Genomic DNA, 21,200 nt, shown 5'->3' on the forward strand with positions numbered 1-21,200 from the left:
CTTTAGACTAAATAGTCGTTCAAACGTGATTTGACATATTCCAAGTGACTAGATTCTAAGGTGACATCATCATGTTTCAAAGCATACTCTGTCAGCGTTTCTAAATTTTCTTGATCCTCGATGATTTTAGCACCGATCCCTGTTCGGTAAGATTCATAGCGTTTTTCTTTTAGCTCATCGAAGAAACGGTCTTCTTTCAATCTAGCTGCAGCTTTTAACCCTCTGGCAAAGGTATCCATTCCTGCGATATGTGCCAATAATAGATCCTCCATTTCAAAAGAAGAACGACGAACTTTTGAATCAAAATTGATACCTCCTGGAGCAATTCCACCATTTTCTAAAATCTCATACATCGCTAAAGTTGTGTCATAGATATTCGTTGGAAATTCATCTGTGTCCCAACCTAACAGGATATCTCCTTGATTGGCATCGATTGAGCCCAATGCATCATACGTACGTGCTACTGCTAGTTCATGTTCAAATGTATGACCTGCTAAAGTTGCATGATTGGCTTCTAAATTTAATTTAAAATCATCTGTTAAATCATATTTTTGTAAAAAAGCCATCGCTGTTGCTGCATCAAAATCATATTGGTGTTTTGTTGGTTCTTTTGGTTTTGGTTCGATTAAAAATTGGATAGTGTGTCCGATTTTTTTAGAGTACGCCACAGCCATTTTGAATAAGCGGGCAATGTTGTCTTGTTCTAATTTCATGTCCGTATTCAGCAATGATTCGTATCCTTCACGACCACCCCAGAATACATAATTTTTCCCGCCAAGTTTTTTGCTGATATCCAGTCCTTTTTTTACTTGGGCTGCCGCATACGCAAAAACTTCTGCATTATTAGAAGAAGCGGCTCCATTGGTAAAACGTGGATCTGAAAACATATTCGCTGTGTTCCATAATAATTTGATACCGGTTTCATTCATTTTCACTTTAATCAAGTCTGTGATTTCATCTAAATTAGCAAAGAACTCTTCTAATGAATCTCCTTCTGGCGCCACATCTACATCATGGAAACAAAAGTATTCAACATCCAGTTTAACTAATAATTCAAAGAATGCCGATACTCTATTTCTCGCAGTTTCCATTGGATCAGTTGTTTCCCAAGTACGAACATTCACTGGTTTTCCAAAAGGATCTGAACCATCTTGGGTCATAGTGTGCCAATACGCAATAGCAAAACGCAACTGTTCTTTCATCGTTTTCCCTAATACAACTTCATCTGACTTGTAGTGACGAAATGCAAACATATTCTCTGTCTCAGTGCCTTCATAGTTTACCTTTTCTACTTGCGGAAAATAATTCATCTAAATTCCTCCTATAAATGACTTGCTTCTAGTTAGTTAGTAAGTTAAACTAACTTACATAAAGAATATAAAACAATTGAATTTAGTTGTCAAGCGCTTTCAAACATTTTATTATATTTAATAAAGAGGTGGATAAATTGGTAGTAAACAAATATAAAATCAGAGAGCAAAATGAATCACTCATATTAAAAGGAATCATTGACCATAAAAATATTTCCCGCGCAGAGCTTGCGGTATTAACTGGCTTGAATAAAGCTTCGGTTTCTTCTATTACTAAGACCTTGTTAGATGACGGACTTATTTTTGAAACAGGGATCGGTAATGCCAGCACACTCGGTGGCAGAAAGCCGATTTTACTGCAGTTCAATCCTAAAGCTGCATTGATTTTATCTTTTGATATCGGTGTGGATTATTTGAAAGGGACACTTGCCTATTTAGACGGTGAAGCAGTAGTCACTATTCAAAAAAAACGGATCGTAGTCTCATCGGAAACAGTTATTGCCTTACTCCAACAAAGCATCAAGGAACTAACGGTCAAAACAGATAGCTTGATTGTAGGCATGTGTGTAGCTGTGCACGGCGTGGTAAATCAAAACGAGATCGTTTTTACCCCCTATTATGATTTAGATACAATTGATCTTCATCAAAAGCTGTCCGATCACTTTGAATTTCCAATATTTATCGAAAATGAAGCCAACTTAGCGGCCTTGGGAGAATATGTTTTTTCTTTAGATAGTAAAACCTTAGTTAGTTTAAGTATTCACAGTGGCATTGGTGCTGGGATTGTTGATGGAGGGATTCTAAGAAAAGGCCATTTTGGTGAAGCTGGTGAAATCGGTCATTCTATTTTATATCCAAATGGGAAGAAATGTCCTTGCGGCAACCGCGGGTGTCTGGAACAGTACGCTTCAAACTCTGTTTTATATGAAAACTTAGCCTCAATCAAAGGGTTAGAATATGTCGATTCGACCATTGTACAAAAGCTAGTCGAAAGCGACGATGAAAAAACAGCGGCTGCCCTAGCTGACAACGCCTTTCTACTAAGTATTGGAATCAACAACATTCTTACAGTGTATGATCCAGAAGTGGTTGTGATCAACAGTTCTATTTATCGCAATAACCCTGCACTGCTATCGATGATTACAACTCATCTGACTAGCCGCTTTGCAAGAAATGTGCAAATTCAAAATAGCAAATTAGGCAGTCAAGCAACTTTATTTGGCGGGATTGCTTTATGCTGCCAGAATTTTTTGAATATAAAAGAATTGAAACTATATTCTAACTAAGTAGAGTCCATTAAACGAACAATTGAAACGCCCACTAAAACGATTGATTTTCATTGCGATTACATCTATTAAAATGCTGAAATCATAGCAGAAAATCGATCGTTTTAAACCCAAATTAGTTGTAATAGAAAAAAATATTGAATAACAAAAAAATATATTTCTGCAAATTAAAAATAAAAAAACGCATTTTTTATTCAAATAAAATAGTTTAATCCTCTAAATTAATGGTTCTTTTAGTAATCCTGTTTTTTATTATTTTTAAACGTTTTTTTATTTCATTTTTTTTACAAACGAAAAACAGTCGATAGACACGCCTATTATTTTCCTGTTGGAGAGTGCTATACTATTGTGATATACTAGAGATGCTTTGTTTCACAGTATTTCTCTTGTGAATTTGTTATGAAAGGAGTGAAACTATTTTGGAAGAAGAATATTCAAGACGTAAACAACAGCGTCCGGCATCAGCCTCTAAATTCAGTATCGTAACTGTTATTTTATTGTTATTAATAAATACAATCGCATTGGGCGTATTGCTATTTTTAAATGTTCAAGCAAGTTCTAAACAAGAAACACAGTTAAACAGTATCGAAAAACAAGTGAGCCAGCTTGAAAAAGGACCCCGAGCAACTGAGCAAGCAGACGCAACGGACAATACAGAGCATAATGTCCCTGTAAGAGAAAGCGCTACTCAACCAAGTAGCATAAATGAAACCAGCTCAACCGCTGAAAGTTCAAGTCAACCAGTTCAAGCTACTCCTTCAACAGAGGTCGTTGGACAACAAACAGAACGCTCGACAGAACCTACAACAACGCCTGCCGCAACTTCTTATACTGTTCAATCTGGCGATACGCTTTCTGTAATCGCTGAAAAAAATAAGATATCCCTTCAAGATTTAATGTCAAAAAATAATTTAACTGATTCAACTGTTTATATTGGACAAGTGTTATCTTTACAATAGGCAATATTTTTCCCTACATAATTTTGTTCAACAAACTATTTATCAAAAAATCCCCACTCTATAATTAAGAGCAGGGATTTTTTGATACGATTTTTATCGCATATCACTCACAAAATATCACATTATACACACGTTTGATTGATTCTATAATTCAGGTTCTTAGGTATGTTGATCTCATCTTTTGATTGGATAAACTCAACAATCAGCTCAACGATTTCCTTAGACCCTTCATTGATTATAGGACAATCCTGATAGGTTGGAAAGCCTCCGCCTCCACTTGCTCGATAATCACTTAAAGCAATGGTAAATTCATCTGTCTCTTGAACGATTTTATTTTTGTAGAGCAGCTTCGTTACACGCTCGCCTGCTTTTGCACAAAGATCAATTGTATAATCGATCCCAACAAAAAAGTCAAAATGATAATGTTCAACTTTAGGATATAAATAACTTGGTGAAATAATCACTTTATGTTGTTCATCTAAACTAAAGTAATCCGCGTTTTTGTCAATAACCCGTCTCAATTGCGCACCAGTAATCTTTAATGTAATCAGCTGATTGGTGTATGGATAGGTTGCAATCACGTCTCTCATCGTTACAGCCTTATGAAAACCCGGGGACGTGTTCGCTAAAGAAACCACTGCAATCTGTGCGTTGCTGGCTTGCAGTTGAACTTCTCCGATCAACGCTACGACGGGGCTTCCATTCAATGCCATTGCCAACTTCTCTTCAGCTAATGCATCGCTGTTCAATTTTCCGATCGCTTGATCCAGCCAATTTTGTACTTCTTTTTCCACAGGCTGTAGTCGACCTACCAGCTCAGTTTCTGGAGAAGACGTGGGTTTGCCCACAGTCGACGTTATTTTGATGTTATTTTGTACTTTTTCAATATCAATTTCAAAATAATTCAGTGCATTCGCTGAAGGCTGCACAATATAAGTGCCATGTAAGAGCTGCCCTTCAATCAATAAATGCTGATGTCCGGTCAACAATAAGTCAAAATCGAGTTCTTCACAGATTTTATAACCGATATTTTCACTTGTTTTAGATAAGACCTCACCTGATTTTACATCTCGTTCAAAGCCGCCATGATAGATACAAATCGTAAGATCAACTTGCGGTTTGACTTTCTCTAATGCTTTTTTTGCAGCTATAAACGGATCAGTGATGGTAATATCCTTGATGTTTTCAGCTTTTTCCCAAACATTGATATAATCTGTCACTACGCCAACAATCCCGACTTTTAAACCATTCGCTAACGTCTTGATCGTCCATGGGAATTTTTCCGTTTGGCTTTTTGCATCCAATACATTCTCACATACACATGTTGCATCAAGTGCTTCTAAATACTTATACAAATAACTTGTGCCATAATTGACATCATGATTTCCTAAGGTAACAAAATCATAGCCTGCCTGATTCAATACCGTTGCCTGAGGAAATCCGGCTTCTGAATGGTCTTGACAATAGGTTGCTAAAGCTGATCCTTGAAGCATATCCCCACCATCGATGATTAATGTATTCTCATCTTTTTTAAAGTTAGGGATACATTTTAACAATCCCATAGCTTTTTCTTGCGTATCAGCATAGCTAGTTGGGAATAAATAACCATGAACATCAGATGTATAATAAATCTTCAGTTGTTGCTTCATTTCGTTTTACCTCACTTCTATATTAATACTTATTAACACTCGCAATGTATCCGTCGAAAATGTTATAAATATAAGTTGTTTCCACACGATAGCTTGGAAAGATCGGTCCATTGCTCGTTACACGATAATCTGATTGATCAGGCAGGAGTTGATTTTTTTCTAACCTTACTCCTTGCACTTCTTGTCTTAATAATAATTCTGCCAATTCACTTTTTGATACATGATAAGTTGAAAGCGTGTATGGTGGCTTAAAACTGGATAAAAAGTTTCCTTTCGTTGGCCCTTTCAGTTCTACTGCATAAAATGTACCTGGCACTTTTTTGGCTATATACTGATCCAAAAAGCTTAGGTCAAGTTCTTTTTCCAGCCATTTCTCATAGTCCACTTCATCATATAGATGATAACGAGCGGCTGGGTAGGCCTTTGTATCAATCAATTGACCCTTTCTATTCATCACTTGACCCGCTTGAATAGAAAAAGTTAATTCTCCAATATAATTTCCTTGATAGCCAGGCTGTACAAAGGCAGTATTATTTAATATACCGGCATTTACTCGATGCTGATGACCACAAATCACACCATCGATCCCAGCTATTTCACTGATGATTCGATATGTCTGATCTTCACCAGTGTCATATTGCGTTGGCTGCCCTGTAAGCATATCTCGTTCAATCCCGCCATGATAACTTACGATCAATACATCGACTTGGCTACGAACAAGCGGCACCCATTTGTTTAAGCTGTCTATTGCGTTGATAAATTTAAGGTCACTAATTTGATCATAATCAGTAATTTGCGGCATAGCACTGGTGATCACGCCTATCACACCAACCTTAAGACCACTACGTTCAATAATCGTGTACGGTTCAAAAATCAATTCATCTTTCAAATCCAACACATTGGCACACAAATACTTGCCTGAAAATACGGCAACTTGACGTTTCAAAAAATCGATACCATAATCAAAATCATGATTTCCTGGAACCATGACATCAAAACCAATCTTATTTGCAAGCTCGATCAAAGGTGAGATTGCTCTAGTTGTATTAAAAAAAGTAGTCTGAGGACTACCTACTAAAAAATCGCCATTGTCGATCAAAATGGGTTCATGATAGTTTGCAGCAATTGCAGGAAGAGAACAAATACCGTTCTCTTCTTTTGCTGTCGCTGTCAAAAAACCATGAACATCCGTTGTACTTAATATCGTTAATTCATTCATTTTTTTATCCTCACGACTTACTGTAGTTTTTTACGTAAATAACCAGTGCCAGCATCGATCAAAAATACTGTAATAATGATGCCAAACAAAATGATGCCAACTTTATCCCAAGCTCTTGATTGAATGGCAAATATCATCGGTGCACCGATTCCTCCTGCTCCAACTAAACCAAGCGTTGCTGCACTGCGGACGGCTATCTCAAAGTGATTCAATGCCAGTGATAAAAAGGTGGGAATCAATTGTGGCAAGCGTGCATAAAACATGGTTTGCCAAAAGTTAGCACCGACGGCCGTCATTGATTCTACTGGCGCTTCATCCATTGATTCGATTTCTTCTGTATATAATTTACCTAACATACCGATCTGATGAACGCCGATTGCTAGAACGCCAGCAAATGGCCCAGGTCCTACCATCTTCACAAAGATAATGGCATAAACAAGTTCTGGAAAAGCTCTTAATACATTGCAAATGAACTTGCCGATTTTAGAAACGATCGTATTTGATTTCCATAGATTGTGCGCGCTGATAAATGTTAATGGTAATGCTAAAACCGTCGCAATCACTGTTCCTAAAAAGGCAATTCCGATTGTTAATAGCAACAAGCTCAGTAAATCTTCTCCACTGCCGTCATAGACATACGCCCAATCCGGATGAAACAAACCTGAAAAAACAGATTTGACCATATCGAACGACATATTTCCAGCTTCCGAATAATCGATACCTGCTGCTGAATACAGAATGATCGCTAAAACAACGATAATTGGCAAATAGCTTTTTAACTTTCGATTTATGCTCATTATACCAACCTCTTTCTGATAATTTCACTGATCCAGTCGATCGTGATCACAACAACTAATATAGCTAAAATAATGATTGACACCCGATCATAGCGCATCAAACTCAACGAAGAATTCAAAATCACACCGATTCCACCCGCACCAACATAGCCTAAAATCGTCGATGCACGAATGTTGACTTCAAATGCATACAAAGAATAACTGGCAATTTGGTGAGATATTTGCGGTGCGATCGACCAAAAAGCGATCTGCATTTTTGTCGCACCGACTGATTCAGCCGCTTCGATTGGACCATGATCAATTGTTTCGATGGCTTCATAAACTAATTGTGAGACCATCCCAAAGGTAAACACAGCAATCGTTAAGACACCTGTAAACTCACCGATCCCAAACATCGCAACAAATAAGGCAGCCAACAGTAAGTTAGGGATCGTCCGCACAATACTCATTAAAAAGCGGATGATCGTTGTTACAAAAAAGTTTCTAGTCACAACGGTTGTCGCTAGAAATGCAAACGGCACAGCAAAAACGACACCAAGTGTTGTTCCCACTACTGACATTTTAATTGTTTTCAACATTGGTTCAATAATTTTAGGAATATAGCTCCAATCAGGACTAAGAAAACGTTGTAAAAAAAGACCCATCTGATCTAAGTTATTAAAGACATCTGCCAGCTCGGCCCCAGTCACACGTGCACTTGAATACACGCACAAAAGAACTAACGCGACAATAAATAAGTGCTTATATAAATCACGGTGAATCGTATCTTTTAGCTTCATTAGGCAACACCTTCAGTTTGTTTCAAAATATCTGCACCATAAATGCTGGTTAATACTTCATCTGTCGCCTCTTCTGCTGTTCCATCAAAAACCACTTCGCCATCACGCAAACCAATGATACGGCTTGAAAACTCACGAGCTAAATCAACTGAGTGCAAATTGATCACTACCGTATGATTCAAGTCTTGATTGATTTTCTTTAGATCCTTCATGATTTTTTGAGTTGTAATCGGATCTAATGACGCTACCGGTTCATCAGCCAAAATAATCGACGCTTGTTGAACCAAGGTTCTGGCAATTGATACACGCTGTTGCTGCCCACCACTTAATTCATCACTTCTTGAGTGAAGCTTATCTGCTAGACCAACGCGACCTAAAGCATCATTGACTAATGCATAGTCGTCTTTTGAAAAAATTCCGAAGATACTCTTAAATGTAGAATAATAGCCTAATCTACCCGAAATAACGTTTTTTTGAACAGAACTTTTTTTCACTAAATTAAAGTGTTGAAAAATCATACCGATATTTCTGCGAATTTTGCGCAAGTCTCTTTTATTGGCTTTTGTGATCGAAGCCTCATCAATGATGATATTTCCTTCACTGATTTCGTTTAAGCGATTGATGGAGCGAAGCAATGTGCTTTTACCCGCACCACTTAAACCGATGACTGAAACAAACTCGCCATCGTTGATGGTTAAATTAATATTTTTAAGCCCTTTGACCCCATTATTATAGGTTTTCGTTACATTTTCAAACTGAATCATGATTTCTCCTTTTTATTCTGAAAAATAGAAAAGCTGAACAAATTCCGTTCAGCTTTTAAGTCACTCATTCATGTAGCAAAGCTTTATTCTGCTGCTTTTTCCGTATACTCTTCTACTGTATCATAGTTTTTATCATCGGCTTCTACATAGCCTTTGTGTCCCCACATAGCCATCGCTTCTGCGCCTTCTGTATCTTTAGGCATTGCCAAGAAAACCTCTTTGACTTTTGCTTGTAAGTCTTTATCCATTTTCGGTTGAACAGCGATCGCATCATTGGGAATATCGCCTTTTGTTAAATACAATACTTTTAAATCTTTAAACAAATCGTCTGTTTCAAATTTTGAAGCAAACACATTACGTGCTCCTTCAAAAACAAAGCAAGCGTCTTGCTGACCATTTAAGACTGCTGTAATTTCACTTGGGATATCATTGACTGTTGTCAACGTAACATCTTTCGTCGGATCGATGCCCGCTTCTTTCATTTCAACGACTGGATAAATATAGCCACTAGCTGAGTTCGGACTTAAGCTCGCAATTTTTTTGCCTTTCAAGTCTTTCAAAGAATCAATGCCACTATCTGCTCTAACTAGCACTTCACCTTTAAAGGTACTAGACAGCTTATCTGCTTCTGGTTTCCCAGTTTCACGATTAAAAGCGCTTAATTCAGAAGATAAAATTGCTGTTGCAGCTTTTTGATTGCGGGCTTGAACGTATGCGGATGGCGGCATGATCCCAATATCTACTTTGCCAGATGCCATTGCTTCAACGATCGTTGAATAATCCGTCGCTAAGGTAACATTAACCTCGCGACCTAATTTTTCAGTTAAATACTTTGCGAAAGGTTTCGCTTTTGCTTCCATTGAGCCATCATTGTTGGTTGGAACAAATTGTAATTCTAGTGGTTTTGTCTCATCTGCAGCTTTTTTATCGCCACCTGACCCACACCCTGTAAGTAATCCTACACTCAATCCAATAACAGACAGCAACCCTAACAATTTCGTTTTCTTTTTCACTCTTTCCATCCCTTCGCATTTCGGTATCGCTAAAACAGTTGATTATTTTACTGTTCTAGTTATACCTATTGTATTTTAATGGTGTAAATTTCTCATAATATCGAAGTAAATATTGTGTAAATTTTCTGAAATCTACTTCTCTATTATTGATGTCAAACTACAGTACAAATACTTGATTATTTTCAGTAAATTCCACTGGATTTCTCATTAAAAAATGAATGATCAAGCTAAAATCAGTATAGCATAATTTCGACTTTTTTCTAGACTAGTTTTCATTTTTCACTTATTTTTTCCTCATAAACCTTTTAAAAAAAAAGGTAAAAAAAACCTTTATTAGGTGGACTTTCTAGCGTTTATTACTAATTGTTACCATTCGTATACACAGCAATTTTTGTTATACTTTAATCTTATGAGATGATTATGAAAAAACATAATCTGTTACGATCACTTATTTTCCAAAATAGTTTAGATACAAAATCAATACCAATGGAGAAGCCAAACATATCAACACAAGCAGCAGATAATAATAATACCACTTCTTAGCGTTTTTTAGCCCCAAGAAAAACGTTGCTACACTATATACCATTAGAATAAACAAGTAAATGCTGGTTCCCTTACCTACAAAGTCCATTGAACTTGCGCCCGCTATCATTCTCAATATACTATACGAAATAAGTGCTGTTAGAATTCCCCAGACAAACCAACTTATTTTTTTCAAGTAACCCATTCTTTTCTCCTTTGTGTATTATTGTCAAAATCTACTTATAGAATGCCAGCATCAATTCAACTTTATCATACAAGATAAGAAAAACCATTTAGATTTCCAATCAAATCAAAAAAACTGACACATCGTTCTTTTCAACGTTGCGTCAGTCGCTTTGATTATTTTTCTGGATACATCTCATCCGCTAATTTTTCGATTCCGTCTAACGATTGATAGCCATAACCAAACATATAGTTATAATCAACTGCATAGACTTTTTTGTTTTTAACTGCTTTCATGCTTGAAAGTTTAGGATTTTTCAGCACAGCATCAATCATTGTTTCTCCTGAAATTCCACCTTTCATCGTGCCCCAATCAGCTACGATCAAGACATCAGGATCAGTTTCAATCAATTTCTCCACACTGACTTCACCTTTTTCGTCTTTAAACACATTGTCCAGTTTCACCATTTTGAAAATATCATTAAAAAACGTTTCATTATTTGCTGGATAAACGTATAATTCTTCTGGATCTGAGGTGTGTAGATAGGCAAATGTTTGATCCTCGTTGATTTTTGCTAACTTTTTATCCACTGTTGCTTGGCGTTCCTTTAGATCTGATTTAAAGGCATCTGCTTTTTCCGTTACATTGAACACTTTCCCTAAATTGTCGATATCATCATACACTGAGTCAAAGGTACCGCCTGTGACAGAAGAGTTCAACACGAAAGTTTTGATCCCCATATCATTTAGTGTATCAACTGTTCCGACACCCCAATCTTGGTTATCAAATAGTCCCCCACGCCCATAGACTAAATCTGGATCAACGCTTAAAGCCATTTCTTTTCCGATATAGTCAGTGGATAAATGATTCAATTCATTAAACTCTTTTTCAACGGCTTTATCTGGCTCACCAAAAACAGCGCCCACGCCGACGATTTTATCCTTTAACCCTAAATGCAGTAATAACTCTGCCGCTGGTTGTGTATTCGCTAAAACTTTTTCCGGAACTTTATCAAATGTTTGCTCTTTCTTTTGCCAGCTTTCTGCGCCTTCTGCTTTAGTAAAATTTTGAACGGTTACAGGGTACCCCTCACTTTGATTTTTTTCAGTAGCTTTCTGCTCTTGTTGACCGCAACCGGCTAACAGTGTTAAACCTAATAAACTAATAATAAATGCTTTTTTCATTTTTTCGCATCCTCTTCCTGTATTTTAATGCAAGTGACTACTCTAACGAATACGCAAAACCCAATCGGTTCGTCACTGGATTTTTATAAATCGTACACTTAACACCATAAATTTCTTCGATCAATCGTTCTGTAAATAATTCTTCTGGTTTTCCTTCCGCAATGATTTTGCCAGCTTTCATCGCATAAATATAATCACAATAATGTGCCGCCAATTCCAAATCATGAAGTGCCGCCAAAACACCGATGTCTAGATTTTTCACACAGCTCAGGATTTCTAATTGATAGCGAATGTCCAAGTGATTGGTCGGTTCATCTAAAATCATATAGCTTGGTTGTTGAGCGATCGTTCTGGCTAAAATGACCCGTTGCTTCTCACCACCAGATAAAGACAGAAAACTTCGCTCAGCATAATTGACCAAGTTGGTTTTAGCTAAAGCATCCATTACGATATCGATGTCTGCTTGAGTGTCTGACTCTAACAGTTTTTTGTGCGGCGTTCTTCCTAGCAAAACCATTTGAAAAACACTCAAATCAAAGTTTAGTTCATTAAATTGATTGACCACACCTAACTTTTGCGCCACTTTCTTTTCAGAAACAGCGAGCAGATCTAGATCATCTAAAAAAACACGTCCAGCTTTCGGCTTGATTCCTTTGTAAATTCCTTTAAGCATCGTTGACTTACCACAGCCATTTGCGCCAATGATTCCCACAAATTGCTTTTTCTTTGTTTGAAAAGAAATACTGTTTACAATCGCTTCTTGCCCAATCGTGATTTCTAAGTCTTTTACATTTAGTTCCATTGTTAGCCTCCGAAATTGTAGCCTTTTTTAACAATAATGTAGATAAATAACGGTGCACCGATCACTGATGTAATGATTCCGATCGGCAACTCAACGTTTGGAATCATGATTCGAGAAAGAACATCTGCCCAAATCATAAACAGCGCTCCGGACAATGCTACGATCGGCAGTAATCGTTTATGGTCAGAGCCGATTAACCCACGCACGATATGTGGAATAATGAGTCCCACAAAACCGATCATTCCAGAATAAGCCACGATCACACCTGTCAAAAGAGCTGCTAGTAATAAATACAGCTGACGATATTTCGCCAAAGGAACCCCTAAAGTAATCGCTGCTTCGTCTCCTAACAACATTACATTTAAAATCCGATGCTGAAACAAAAAGAAGCTAGTGATCAGCACAACAACGACTGATAAAACACCTAACTTATTCCAACTTGCAGAAGCTAAACTCCCCATTGCCCAAAACGTCACTGTCTTCATGCCCTCTGCATTATTCGCCAGATAAACAATAAAACTAGAAATCGAGCTACATAACGCTCCAATCACTGAACCAGATAAAACTAATTTGACCGATGTCATTCGTCCACCAATCCCTGATAAAACAAGGACACCAAACGCCGCGGCCATTGCTCCAACAAACGCGCCAAAAGCCAAGCCAAACTGAGAGAAAATACTCCCTGTGCCAAAGCCTACAAGAATCGCAAATGTTGCGCCAAGTGAAGCGCCAGAAGAGATCCCTAGAATATAAGGGTCCGCCAAAGGATTTTGAACAACTGCCTGCATCACAGCTCCAGTAATCGCTAAGCCCATCCCAACAAAAACTGCTAAGATCACTCTCGGTGTCCTTACAAACCAAATAATATTCACTGCAGAGTGACTAGTAACTCCCTCTAAAGACCCTAAGCGACCGCCAGAAACTTTATTTAAAAGAATCTGAACGATATCCTCAATTGAAATATTCGCCTGTCCATTGATCAATGAATAGACGATGGATAAAAAAATAAGTACGACTAAAAACATAAGGATCAATGGATAATACTGATGTGTTTTGGCCTTGATCCTTACCTCATTTGTCTTGATTGCCTGCAAAAAAATACGCCTCCTGTGTATCTGAAAATCTCAACTACTTGTTTCCTTCACTCATTTCTGACACTTGCTCTTTCAAACTCTTAGTCCACTGTGCCACAGGTTTCCTACGGCTCATGGGTAACTTCATCTTGTCATCGACTGCGCTAATATCAAGTAAACCAATGATTTGTCGCTCAACTGCCACACCAACATTTTGCTTGAATACTTGATCGAAAATCACTGGAATCGTACGCCATGTCACACCGATTTGTCTAGCCCAAGCTGCTAATTGAAAATTTTGAATAAAAGCTGAGACTGCACCGATTGCTTCCAAGTTCGATTTTTCACTTGTACAAATAGGTGCAGTGACAATTAAGGTTATGGGAACATCTAAGAAATAATCCTGCGTTCTCTTCTTAGCCTTTTCTAGATTTTCTTGATCATAACGTGCCCAAATATCTAACCGTTCATAGCTATTCATGATTTCTTTCACAAATGCTTGTCGCTCTTGCTGCTCACTAACCATCACGACTTCCCAAGGCTCTTCTTTAGAATGATAGGGGGCATAGCTAGCACTTTCTAATAGATCATGTATTGTTTCTAGAGAAATCATTTGATCTGTTAACGTGCGAATCGTTCTACGGTCTCTGATGATTTGATCGATTGAATTACTTTCCATCTCATTTCTCCCATTCTCTAATCGATTTATGATAAATACAAACGTAATTTATAATTCCGTTCTCAACTGAAAATGAAAATCATTCTCAATTAGAAATTAAGAGTACCATTTCACTATTTTTTTTGCAAGCCCATTTTTGCTTTTTAAAGCAAAAAAAACGCACGTCCGAGTGAATCAGACAATGCATTTTTTTACTAGCTTGCTCACACTAATTCAAACGTTAATTGCTGCGTTTCTTTCACGTTAGCTCCGACAAAAACGATGAATTCTCCCGCTTCTTCTTCGAATAGCATCTCTTTCGTGTAAAATTTCAAGTCTGCTCTCGTTAAGGTAAAGATAACTTCTTTTTCCTCACCAGCGGCAAGTTCGACCTTTTTGAACGCTTTTAACTCTTTGACCGGACGTACGACAGATCCTGTCACATCCTGTATATATAATTGAACTGTTTCGGTCGTTGCACGCTCTGAGCTATTTTTAACTTTGACTGATACTTCAAGTGTTTCTTCCATTTTTTCACTGCTTAATGTCAATTCAGAATAGTCAACTTTACTATAAGATAATCCGTAGCCAAATGAGAATAACGGATCGTTAGGACTATCTAGATATTTGGAAACAAAACGACCTTTGTGAGTTGTACTAGTTAGCGGGCGCCCTGTTTTGAACTCACTGTAATAGATTGGCAGCTGTCCAACTGAATGAGGAAAACTCATACTTAAGCGGCCTGTTGGGTTCGTTTGACCAAATATAATATCTGCTAACGCATTACCCCCTTCTGTTCCAGGGAACCACGCTTGGATGATTGCGTCTACTTGTTCGACTTCTTTGGTTAAAACAAGTGGTCTGCCGCTGATCACGATCAAGACTGTCTTTTTATTCATAGCTGTCAACTTTTGTAAAAATTCTTGTTGTATATGTGGTAACGTAATCTCAGTCCGACTGCCAGCTTCACCACTTTGCATCGTATGTTCACCTAATGCAAAGACAATCGTATCGGCTTGTTTAGCTAAGTTTAACGCCTGAGTGAGTTCTTGCTCTTTTGTTTGTTCATTTAAGCCGATTTGTTCAATTTGATCTTTCGTTGCACCAAATTCCCCTAAAAAGGTGTAATCTTCCAGCATGTCACAGCCTTGTGTATAAAGTAAATGCTCTGAATCAAGATAGCTTTCGAAGCCCTTCTTGATTGTCACGACATCTTCACGTTTTCCATGCACCGCCCATAAACCGATCAGCTCTTGATTATCACCGTAGGGTCCGACTAATAACACTTTTTCCTTGTTTGGTGTCAAAGGTAAAACTGATTGTTTATTCTGCAATAGTACGACTGACTCAGACGAAACTTTTTTAGCTAATTGACGTTTTTCTTCTGTCAAAAAGACTTGTTCTTCCTGCTCCGCACTTGCACCACGATAAGGATCTTCAAATAAACCAAGGTCATTTTTCAATTTTAATACACGGTAAACGGAGCGATCGACTAAATCGGCACTGATTTCTCCCGCTTCAATCAAGGGCTCTAATTCTTTTGCATAACAGGGTGTCTTCATATCGATATCTGTGGTGGCTTCAATCGCCAATTTTGCTGCTTCACGATCGTTAGCTGCGACACCATGAGCTATCAATTCTTGAATTGCGGCGTAGTCGGAAATGATCACGCCATCAAAGCCCCATTCTTTGCGCAAAATATCTTCAAGTAGAAATTTATTTCCAGTTACTGGCATCCCATCGTAGGTATTAAATGACGTCATCACTAACTGACACCCTGCATCAACTGCAGCTTTGTAGGATGGTAGATAGTCTTGGCGTAGTCTACGTTCCGACATATCAACAGTGTTATATTCACGACCACCTTCTGCAGCGCCATACGCCGCAAAGTGCTTCACGCAAGCAGCAATCCCACCACCATTAAGCAAATCTTTTTGCAATCCTGTCACCATCGCTCTGGCAAATGCTGAATTTAAAACTGGATCTTCCCCAGTTGATTCTAAACAGCGACCCCAACGTGCATCACGGACTAGATCGACCATCGGGGCAAACGTCACGTGCGCTCCTGCAGCGTTAGATTCTTCCGCTGTCTGTTGATAAGCTAATTCGATCAATTCAGGATTCCAAGTCGCACCTAAACCTAACGGAATCGGAAAAATCGTACGATAACCATAGATAATATCTGCCATAAACAATAACGGAATGTTATGGCGACTTTTCTTTAAATAACGCTCTTGGATTTCCCTTGTTTTGTCCGCTCCAGTGACATTTAAGACTGAACCGACCTGATCGACGATTTTTTGATCGATCCCTAATTTTTTCTGTGGTCCAACAGCTAATTCATCTGCATGGAAAAAATCGCCTGACAACTGAACTAACTGTCCAATTTTTTCTTCCCAAGTCAATGACTTAAGTAGTTCTTTTAATTTTGTCTCTTCCATTTTTACACCTCTTCACTTTGCTCTTTCAAATAAGTCTTTTTATCTAAACGCTTGAACCATGGGTACCAGAGCAGTGGCGATAATACCAGTTGGATCACCAATTGTAAAATAATCACAGAAATACTTCCCTGAACCGCAGCATGAAATCCGATCGGTAATCCAAAAATCGCTTGTACTCCGACAAATCTTGAAACCAGCCCGATTTTCGTTAACACATACGCTAAAATCAAACCAATACTATTATTAAAAATAAACGGAATCGCTAAATCAAAGTTCAATACTAAAGGCGTTCCAAAAATCACAGGTTCTGTGATTCCAAATAACGCTGGCACAATAGAAATCTTACCAACTTCCCGATATTGCTTACTTTTAGCCCGCAACATCAATAACACTAACCCTAAGGCCATGCCGCCAAACGTAATAATATTGAAAAAGGCCAACCCAACAATATTCGGTGGTACTTGACCAGCCGTTACTGCATTCATATTTTCAACATCCATAGCCATCCATAAAGGGGTAACCAAAGGGATGATCACATTGGTCCCATGAATCCCAAAAAACCAAAGAATCTGCTGAATTAAGCTTAGAATAATCATTGCACCGATCGAGCCACCGATGCCTTTTAACGGTTCTTGAATAATCGTGTAAACAAATTGATGCATATTTCCAAATGTAGTTAAACTAAAGCCTAAATCAACTAAAATAAATAAAATCCCAATCAATACAGTAGGAACCAATGATTCAAACATTCGTGTTACCATTGGCGGTACACCTTCCGGCATTTTGATCGTCCAACCTCTACGCTTGATCGCTATAAACAAACGTCCAACAACTAACCCTACGATCATCGCTGAAAAGACACCTTGTGCACTTAGCCAAGTGGTAGGTAGTGCTGCAATATCATCCGCCGTCTTATCAAGAGGTGTGATCAAAAGAAAACTCATCAGTGAAATGATGCCAGCTGCAACGTAGTCTTCTTTTTCATCTAATTTACGAACCAAATTAATCGCCATCAAAACAGAAATATATAATGCCAGAGAACCAATCGTAAATGTATTGACTTTCCCTAATAATGCAATCACTTGTGTGAATCCTTGCAACGTTTTAGACATATTCATAAAAACAACTAATAATACCGCAACGGAGCCTATAAATACTGGACCCAACGTTGACATCATTGCCCCAGAAATGGCTTGGAGATAAGGATTATTGCCCATCTTATCAAAAAATGGACTTACCTTATCAAACAGACCAATTATCTTTTTCTTCATGTATATTTCCCCTCTCAATATCCAGTAAGCGCTTTACTTGAATTCAGTATACTGAGTATTCCCCCTCATTTCTGTGCTTATTTCGTCTTCAAATCGGAAAAATAATGACTTTTTTATTTGAAATATTTTTGTCGATATTGTTGTGGAGACAAGCTGTAATTCTTTTTAAACACATTGTAGAAGGATTTTACTGAGAAAAAACCATTAGCCATCGCAATATCTAAAACGGTCATATCAGTATCTCTTAATTGATAATACGCTTTCTCCAATCGCACAGTATTCACATATTCAGAAAAAGGAATGCCCATATATTTTTTGAAAAATCGTGAAAAATAGGCTGGGTCATAGTTAAACACTTCCGCCACTTGTTCTAATTTCAGTGATTGATTGTAGTTGATTTGCACATATTCATTCACTTGTTTCAAGCGTTCAAGATGCTTTAAGCTCTTGATTGTTTTTTTAGTGGCTAAAGGAATACTGTATTTTTCTGTCAACAGTGATAAAACCGCCAATGTCCGACTCTTAACAAGTAGGTTTGTTGCTAAATCATTGACTTGATAATCTTTAAAAATTTGATTCAATAATGTTTGAAGTTGCTCATCTTTTTCCTTCAAAGGGATCAAATTGAATAAGAATTGATCATTGTATTGATTTTGCGTCATTTCCTGCAAAAATTTTAAAGGAAACTGCATGACAAAAACTTCATTTGGTAAAGGACTTCTAGAGGAATGAATAATATTGGAATTGATAAATAAGGTATCGCCTGGTTCCAGTAAATACGTTACTTGAGGAAAACGGACTTCTAAGTTTCCTTTTAGACAATACAATAACTCTGCGCTTTCATGCCAATGGGTAGAAATCAGTCGATCTGGATTTCTCGATGTAAAAGAAAATAGTTTAAATGGATAATCTTTATTTGGTGAGATCATTTCATGTTTCATAATCAGCCCTCTTTCACTTTGATTTGACGGTTAAATTATAAGCTATTTTTTAGGTCAATAAAAAGAGAATGTTCTTTCTGCTGATTTTTCATATTGAGGGAAACTCATTTTTATGATACGGTTAATACTGATTGAACAAATGTTTTTATAATTCGTTTCAATCTGACTTTGGTTGGGGAAAAGGAGAATAATATGAAAAAAACACTAGTAGCAGTCCTTGCTTTGTCTATGGTGACACTAGCTGGCTGCGGTAATTCTAATGAGGGCAAAAAAACTTCTGAAAGTACAAAAACAGAAGCTCAATTTGAAAAAGAATCTAAAAAGCGCGAGGAAGACGCAAAAAGAAAGCAAGAATTAGTTCAAGAAATCTCAATTCTAAAAGAATCTATTGCTTCAATGCAGAAGATCCAAAAGCAAGCTGAAGAAATGGCAACAGAAAATACCATGGAAGACATGCAAGCCAACTATGATGAGGGTGTCGTATTAGGCAAACAAGGGATTGAGGATCTACAAGCTCAATTAAAGGATTCCGAAGCTGAATTAGAAGAATTGAAATAAATAAAAAGGCTGGGATGTAACTCTATGAGTTACATCCCAGCCTCAAGGAATCCGAATAAACGGTGGGAGCAGAAACAACTCCTTCGGAAATAAGCTGAAATTGCTGTAAAACACAGCAAGGTACGAGCTGATGTAGAACAGTACCTACTTGGTCACAAAAATTTGAAAAACACCGAGTAGTTACCAATCATCATCAGTTCGTAAACTTACTGTGATTCTTGGCAATTTTCGTGAATTCCTTCTTATTGCTGTAAAACACAACGAAGTATGAGTTGATGTTGCACAGTACCTACTTGGTTATCGGAGTTAAACGCTTCAGTCCCATCCTCTTAATTAGTCAATATTGCGCAATTGGAAAAATGAAACAACTTCACCAATTCCCATAAATATCAAAATTCCGCCGAACAATTGGAATAATACCAACAGACTGCTGAAAGGATTAAATGTCAAAACTAATCCAGCAATGATTAAAATCACGCTATAAATCAACATCGGTAACCAGCTGACATTGACATACGTCCGTAAATTGACTGATTGAATGGCCCGAGTAACTCCCACAATCACGATCACCAGTCCTAGGAAAATTGGTAAGATACTTACGATTCCTTTTGCAAAAACCAGTACGATTCCTGCAATTACTAGTAAAATGATCCCGCCTAGAAAACTCATTCCATAGGTACCTGTTGCTTTTTTGACCTTAAAACCATCATACAGATTTAGTACACCCATAATGGCAATATAAGCCGATATAAAATAAACAGCCAATTGGAAGACACTTCTTGGGTTAATTAAAATCAATAGACCAAAAATAATATAAACAATTCCTCGCAAAAGTGCATATTTTCTTAATTGTTCCATAACGTTATTCATTGTTATCCCCTCCATTAACGCTTTACTTGATTTCTACTTATATTGTATAGAACTTCTTGGAATAAGACGAATGATAAGGTCCAACTTTCACGATATTTTATAACACTCTTTACTCAGCTAATGCTCTTTTTCTTAAATAAAAATCTGAGCAACAGTTAAAAACAATCTTTTCACTCTTATTAAAAAAAAACATTTCTAACTGTCGCTTATTATTTAATCCTCTATTTCCTTTTCAATGACCTCACCTGTTTGTGCATCGATTTTTATGGATATTTCATCATTTCCAGAACGTACTTTGACCTCCCAATAGGTGATAGACAGTTCTCGGTCTAAAGACCATTCAACAGCTTCTCCCTGTCCAGCACTTTCCTGTGCTATTTTTGAAGCTTCTTCCAAGGACTTCAATCCTTTTAAATCCAAGGCTTTATTTTCTTTTTCTACACCATTTTGCTCTTCACGATCTAGTGTTTCTTCTCGCTCTTTTGTTAATTTAGCGGTTGCTGCATTGATTTTCACTTCGTATTCCTTACTATCATCGACTCCTTGAATCTCATAATAATAAGAGCCAAAAGAGGTATCTAAATCAAGTGAAGTAATCGCTGTGTTGGGATACGCTTCTTCGTATGCTTTGATTGCTTCTTCAACAGTCACTTTTATTTCAGACAAATTTGCTTTATCTGTTGTTTTTATACTAGACTCATTCGTCGTTGACTGGCTGAGCGTTTCACTGCCGGCCTGACTTTTTTCGTTACTTTCCAGTGATTTGTTGTTGCTTGTACAACCTGCCAAGATAACGCCTAAACAAACTGTTGTTATAATCATTTTTTTATTCATATTGTTCATTCCTTTCAATTTTCCTTTGCTTTACACTATTATCTTAACAGCAGAGCGAACAGAAAAAAATAAATCTATGTGAAAGT

Annotated in this window: 19 protein-coding genes; 3 read left to right on the plus strand and 16 right to left on the minus strand. The window is 37.4% G+C overall.

From position 1 onward, the window contains the following. Positions 1-2: 2 nt before the first annotated feature. Positions 3-1,310 carry a xylose isomerase gene (xylA, locus tag RV15_RS07355; protein ID WP_071877413.1) on the minus strand — a complete coding sequence of 436 codons (1,308 nt, stop codon included), beginning with the start codon at positions 1,308-1,310 and terminating at the stop codon, positions 3-5. Between the two features lie 137 nt (positions 1,311-1,447). On the opposite strand from xylA, the gene RV15_RS07360 reads away from it, so the two are divergent. Beyond that, the gene (locus tag RV15_RS07360) at positions 1,448-2,596 is read left to right on the plus strand and encodes an ROK family transcriptional regulator (protein WP_071877414.1); all 1,149 of its coding nucleotides are present in this window, start codon (positions 1,448-1,450) and stop codon (positions 2,594-2,596) included. A gap of 419 nt (positions 2,597-3,015) precedes the next feature. After that, the gene (locus RV15_RS07365; RefSeq protein ID WP_071877415.1) at positions 3,016-3,555 is read left to right on the plus strand and encodes a LysM peptidoglycan-binding domain-containing protein; all 540 of its coding nucleotides are present in this window, start codon (positions 3,016-3,018) and stop codon (positions 3,553-3,555) included. Positions 3,556-3,677: 122 nt separating this feature from the next. Here the strand turns inward: RV15_RS07365 and RV15_RS07370 are convergent, their stop codons facing one another. The 13 genes from RV15_RS07370 to RV15_RS07435 all read right to left on the minus strand — a co-directional run bounded on the left by RV15_RS07370 (position 3,678) and on the right by RV15_RS07435 (position 18,852). Beyond that, positions 3,678-5,204, minus strand: coding sequence for a bifunctional metallophosphatase/5'-nucleotidase (locus tag RV15_RS07370; protein WP_071877416.1), 1,527 nt, complete (start codon positions 5,202-5,204; stop codon positions 3,678-3,680). Positions 5,205-5,226: 22 nt separating this feature from the next. Then, entirely contained in the window at positions 5,227-6,423 is a 1,197-nt protein-coding gene (locus RV15_RS07375) for a bifunctional metallophosphatase/5'-nucleotidase (RefSeq protein WP_071877417.1), read from the minus strand. A gap of 17 nt (positions 6,424-6,440) precedes the next feature. Beyond that, entirely contained in the window at positions 6,441-7,220 is a 780-nt protein-coding gene (gene phnE / locus RV15_RS07380; protein ID WP_071877418.1) for a phosphonate ABC transporter, permease protein PhnE, read from the minus strand. Further along, complete coding sequence (gene phnE, locus RV15_RS07385; protein ID WP_071877419.1) at positions 7,220-7,999, minus strand: phosphonate ABC transporter, permease protein PhnE; 780 nt, start codon at positions 7,997-7,999, stop codon at positions 7,220-7,222. The genes phnE (RV15_RS07380) and phnE (RV15_RS07385) overlap by 1 nt, the downstream gene beginning before the upstream one ends. Beyond that, positions 7,999-8,763 carry a phosphonate ABC transporter ATP-binding protein gene (gene phnC, locus RV15_RS07390; RefSeq protein ID WP_071877420.1) on the minus strand — a complete coding sequence of 255 codons (765 nt, stop codon included), beginning with the start codon at positions 8,761-8,763 and terminating at the stop codon, positions 7,999-8,001. The genes phnE (RV15_RS07385) and phnC overlap by 1 nt, the downstream gene beginning before the upstream one ends. Before the next feature lie 83 nt (positions 8,764-8,846). Then, the gene (locus tag RV15_RS07395) at positions 8,847-9,776 is read right to left on the minus strand and encodes a phosphate/phosphite/phosphonate ABC transporter substrate-binding protein (protein WP_083429127.1); all 930 of its coding nucleotides are present in this window, start codon (positions 9,774-9,776) and stop codon (positions 8,847-8,849) included. 882 nt (positions 9,777-10,658) lie between these two features. Further along, positions 10,659-11,666: an ABC transporter substrate-binding protein gene (locus tag RV15_RS07405; RefSeq protein ID WP_071877423.1), complete on the minus strand. Its 1,008-nt coding sequence runs from the start codon at positions 11,664-11,666 to the stop codon at positions 10,659-10,661. A 37-nt stretch (positions 11,667-11,703) separates the two neighbouring features. After that, complete coding sequence (locus RV15_RS07410) at positions 11,704-12,468, minus strand: ABC transporter ATP-binding protein (protein WP_071877424.1); 765 nt, start codon at positions 12,466-12,468, stop codon at positions 11,704-11,706. 2 nt (positions 12,469-12,470) lie between these two features. Then, positions 12,471-13,562, minus strand: coding sequence for a FecCD family ABC transporter permease (locus RV15_RS07415; protein ID WP_071877425.1), 1,092 nt, complete (start codon positions 13,560-13,562; stop codon positions 12,471-12,473). 34 nt (positions 13,563-13,596) lie between these two features. Beyond that, positions 13,597-14,220 (minus strand): nitroreductase family protein, encoded by a 624-nt coding sequence (locus RV15_RS07420; RefSeq protein WP_071877426.1) that lies wholly within the window; start codon positions 14,218-14,220, stop codon positions 13,597-13,599. Positions 14,221-14,423: 203 nt separating this feature from the next. Then, positions 14,424-16,640 (minus strand): beta-glucosidase BglX, encoded by a 2,217-nt coding sequence (bglX, locus tag RV15_RS07425; RefSeq protein WP_071877427.1) that lies wholly within the window; start codon positions 16,638-16,640, stop codon positions 14,424-14,426. Positions 16,641-16,642: 2 nt separating this feature from the next. Further along, a complete protein-coding gene (locus RV15_RS07430; protein WP_071877428.1) occupies positions 16,643-17,911 on the minus strand; it encodes a PTS sugar transporter subunit IIC in 1,269 nt (422 codons plus the stop codon). Positions 17,912-18,024: 113 nt separating this feature from the next. After that, a complete protein-coding gene (locus tag RV15_RS07435) occupies positions 18,025-18,852 on the minus strand; it encodes an AraC family transcriptional regulator (RefSeq protein ID WP_071877429.1) in 828 nt (275 codons plus the stop codon). Positions 18,853-19,044: 192 nt separating this feature from the next. Between RV15_RS07435 and RV15_RS07440 the strand changes: the two genes are divergently transcribed. Continuing rightward, positions 19,045-19,410 carry a hypothetical protein gene (locus RV15_RS07440; protein WP_071877430.1) on the plus strand — a complete coding sequence of 122 codons (366 nt, stop codon included), beginning with the start codon at positions 19,045-19,047 and terminating at the stop codon, positions 19,408-19,410. 333 nt (positions 19,411-19,743) lie between these two features. Here RV15_RS07440 and RV15_RS07445 read toward each other — a convergent pair whose 3' ends face one another. Both RV15_RS07445 and RV15_RS07450 read right to left on the minus strand, forming a co-directional pair. Continuing rightward, a complete protein-coding gene (locus RV15_RS07445) occupies positions 19,744-20,280 on the minus strand; it encodes an HdeD family acid-resistance protein (RefSeq protein ID WP_071877431.1) in 537 nt (178 codons plus the stop codon). 213 nt (positions 20,281-20,493) lie between these two features. Next, positions 20,494-21,102, minus strand: a complete 609-nt coding sequence (locus RV15_RS07450; RefSeq protein ID WP_167364085.1) for a PepSY domain-containing protein — start codon at positions 21,100-21,102, stop codon at positions 20,494-20,496. Positions 21,103-21,200: the final 98 nt, after the last annotated feature.

The organism is Enterococcus silesiacus, from assembly GCF_001886225.1.
GTDB lineage: Bacteria > Bacillota > Bacilli > Lactobacillales > Enterococcaceae > Enterococcus_L > Enterococcus_L silesiacus.

Coding starts and splice junctions, on each gene's coding strand:
- xylA (WP_071877413.1), bottom strand. CDS start 1,310: ATGAATTATTTTCCGCAAGTAGAAAAGGTAAACTATGAAGGCACTGAG.
- RV15_RS07370 (WP_071877416.1), bottom strand. CDS start 5,204: ATGAAGCAACAACTGAAGATTTATTATACATCTGATGTTCATGGTTAT.
- RV15_RS07375 (WP_071877417.1), bottom strand. CDS start 6,423: ATGAATGAATTAACGATATTAAGTACAACGGATGTTCATGGTTTTTTG.
- phnE (WP_071877418.1), bottom strand. CDS start 7,220: ATGAGCATAAATCGAAAGTTAAAAAGCTATTTGCCAATTATCGTTGTT.
- phnE (WP_071877419.1), bottom strand. CDS start 7,999: ATGAAGCTAAAAGATACGATTCACCGTGATTTATATAAGCACTTATTT.
- phnC (WP_071877420.1), bottom strand. CDS start 8,763: ATGATTCAGTTTGAAAATGTAACGAAAACCTATAATAATGGGGTCAAA.
- RV15_RS07405 (WP_071877423.1), bottom strand. CDS start 11,666: ATGAAAAAAGCATTTATTATTAGTTTATTAGGTTTAACACTGTTAGCC.
- RV15_RS07410 (WP_071877424.1), bottom strand. CDS start 12,468: ATGGAACTAAATGTAAAAGACTTAGAAATCACGATTGGGCAAGAAGCG.
- RV15_RS07420 (WP_071877426.1), bottom strand. CDS start 14,220: ATGGAAAGTAATTCAATCGATCAAATCATCAGAGACCGTAGAACGATT.
- bglX (WP_071877427.1), bottom strand. CDS start 16,640: ATGGAAGAGACAAAATTAAAAGAACTACTTAAGTCATTGACTTGGGAA.
- RV15_RS07430 (WP_071877428.1), bottom strand. CDS start 17,911: ATGAAGAAAAAGATAATTGGTCTGTTTGATAAGGTAAGTCCATTTTTT.
- RV15_RS07435 (WP_071877429.1), bottom strand. CDS start 18,852: ATGAAACATGAAATGATCTCACCAAATAAAGATTATCCATTTAAACTA.
- RV15_RS07440 (WP_071877430.1), top strand. CDS start 19,045: ATGAAAAAAACACTAGTAGCAGTCCTTGCTTTGTCTATGGTGACACTA.
- RV15_RS07445 (WP_071877431.1), bottom strand. CDS start 20,280: ATGAATAACGTTATGGAACAATTAAGAAAATATGCACTTTTGCGAGGA.
- RV15_RS07450 (WP_167364085.1), bottom strand. CDS start 21,102: ATGATTATAACAACAGTTTGTTTAGGCGTTATCTTGGCAGGTTGTACA.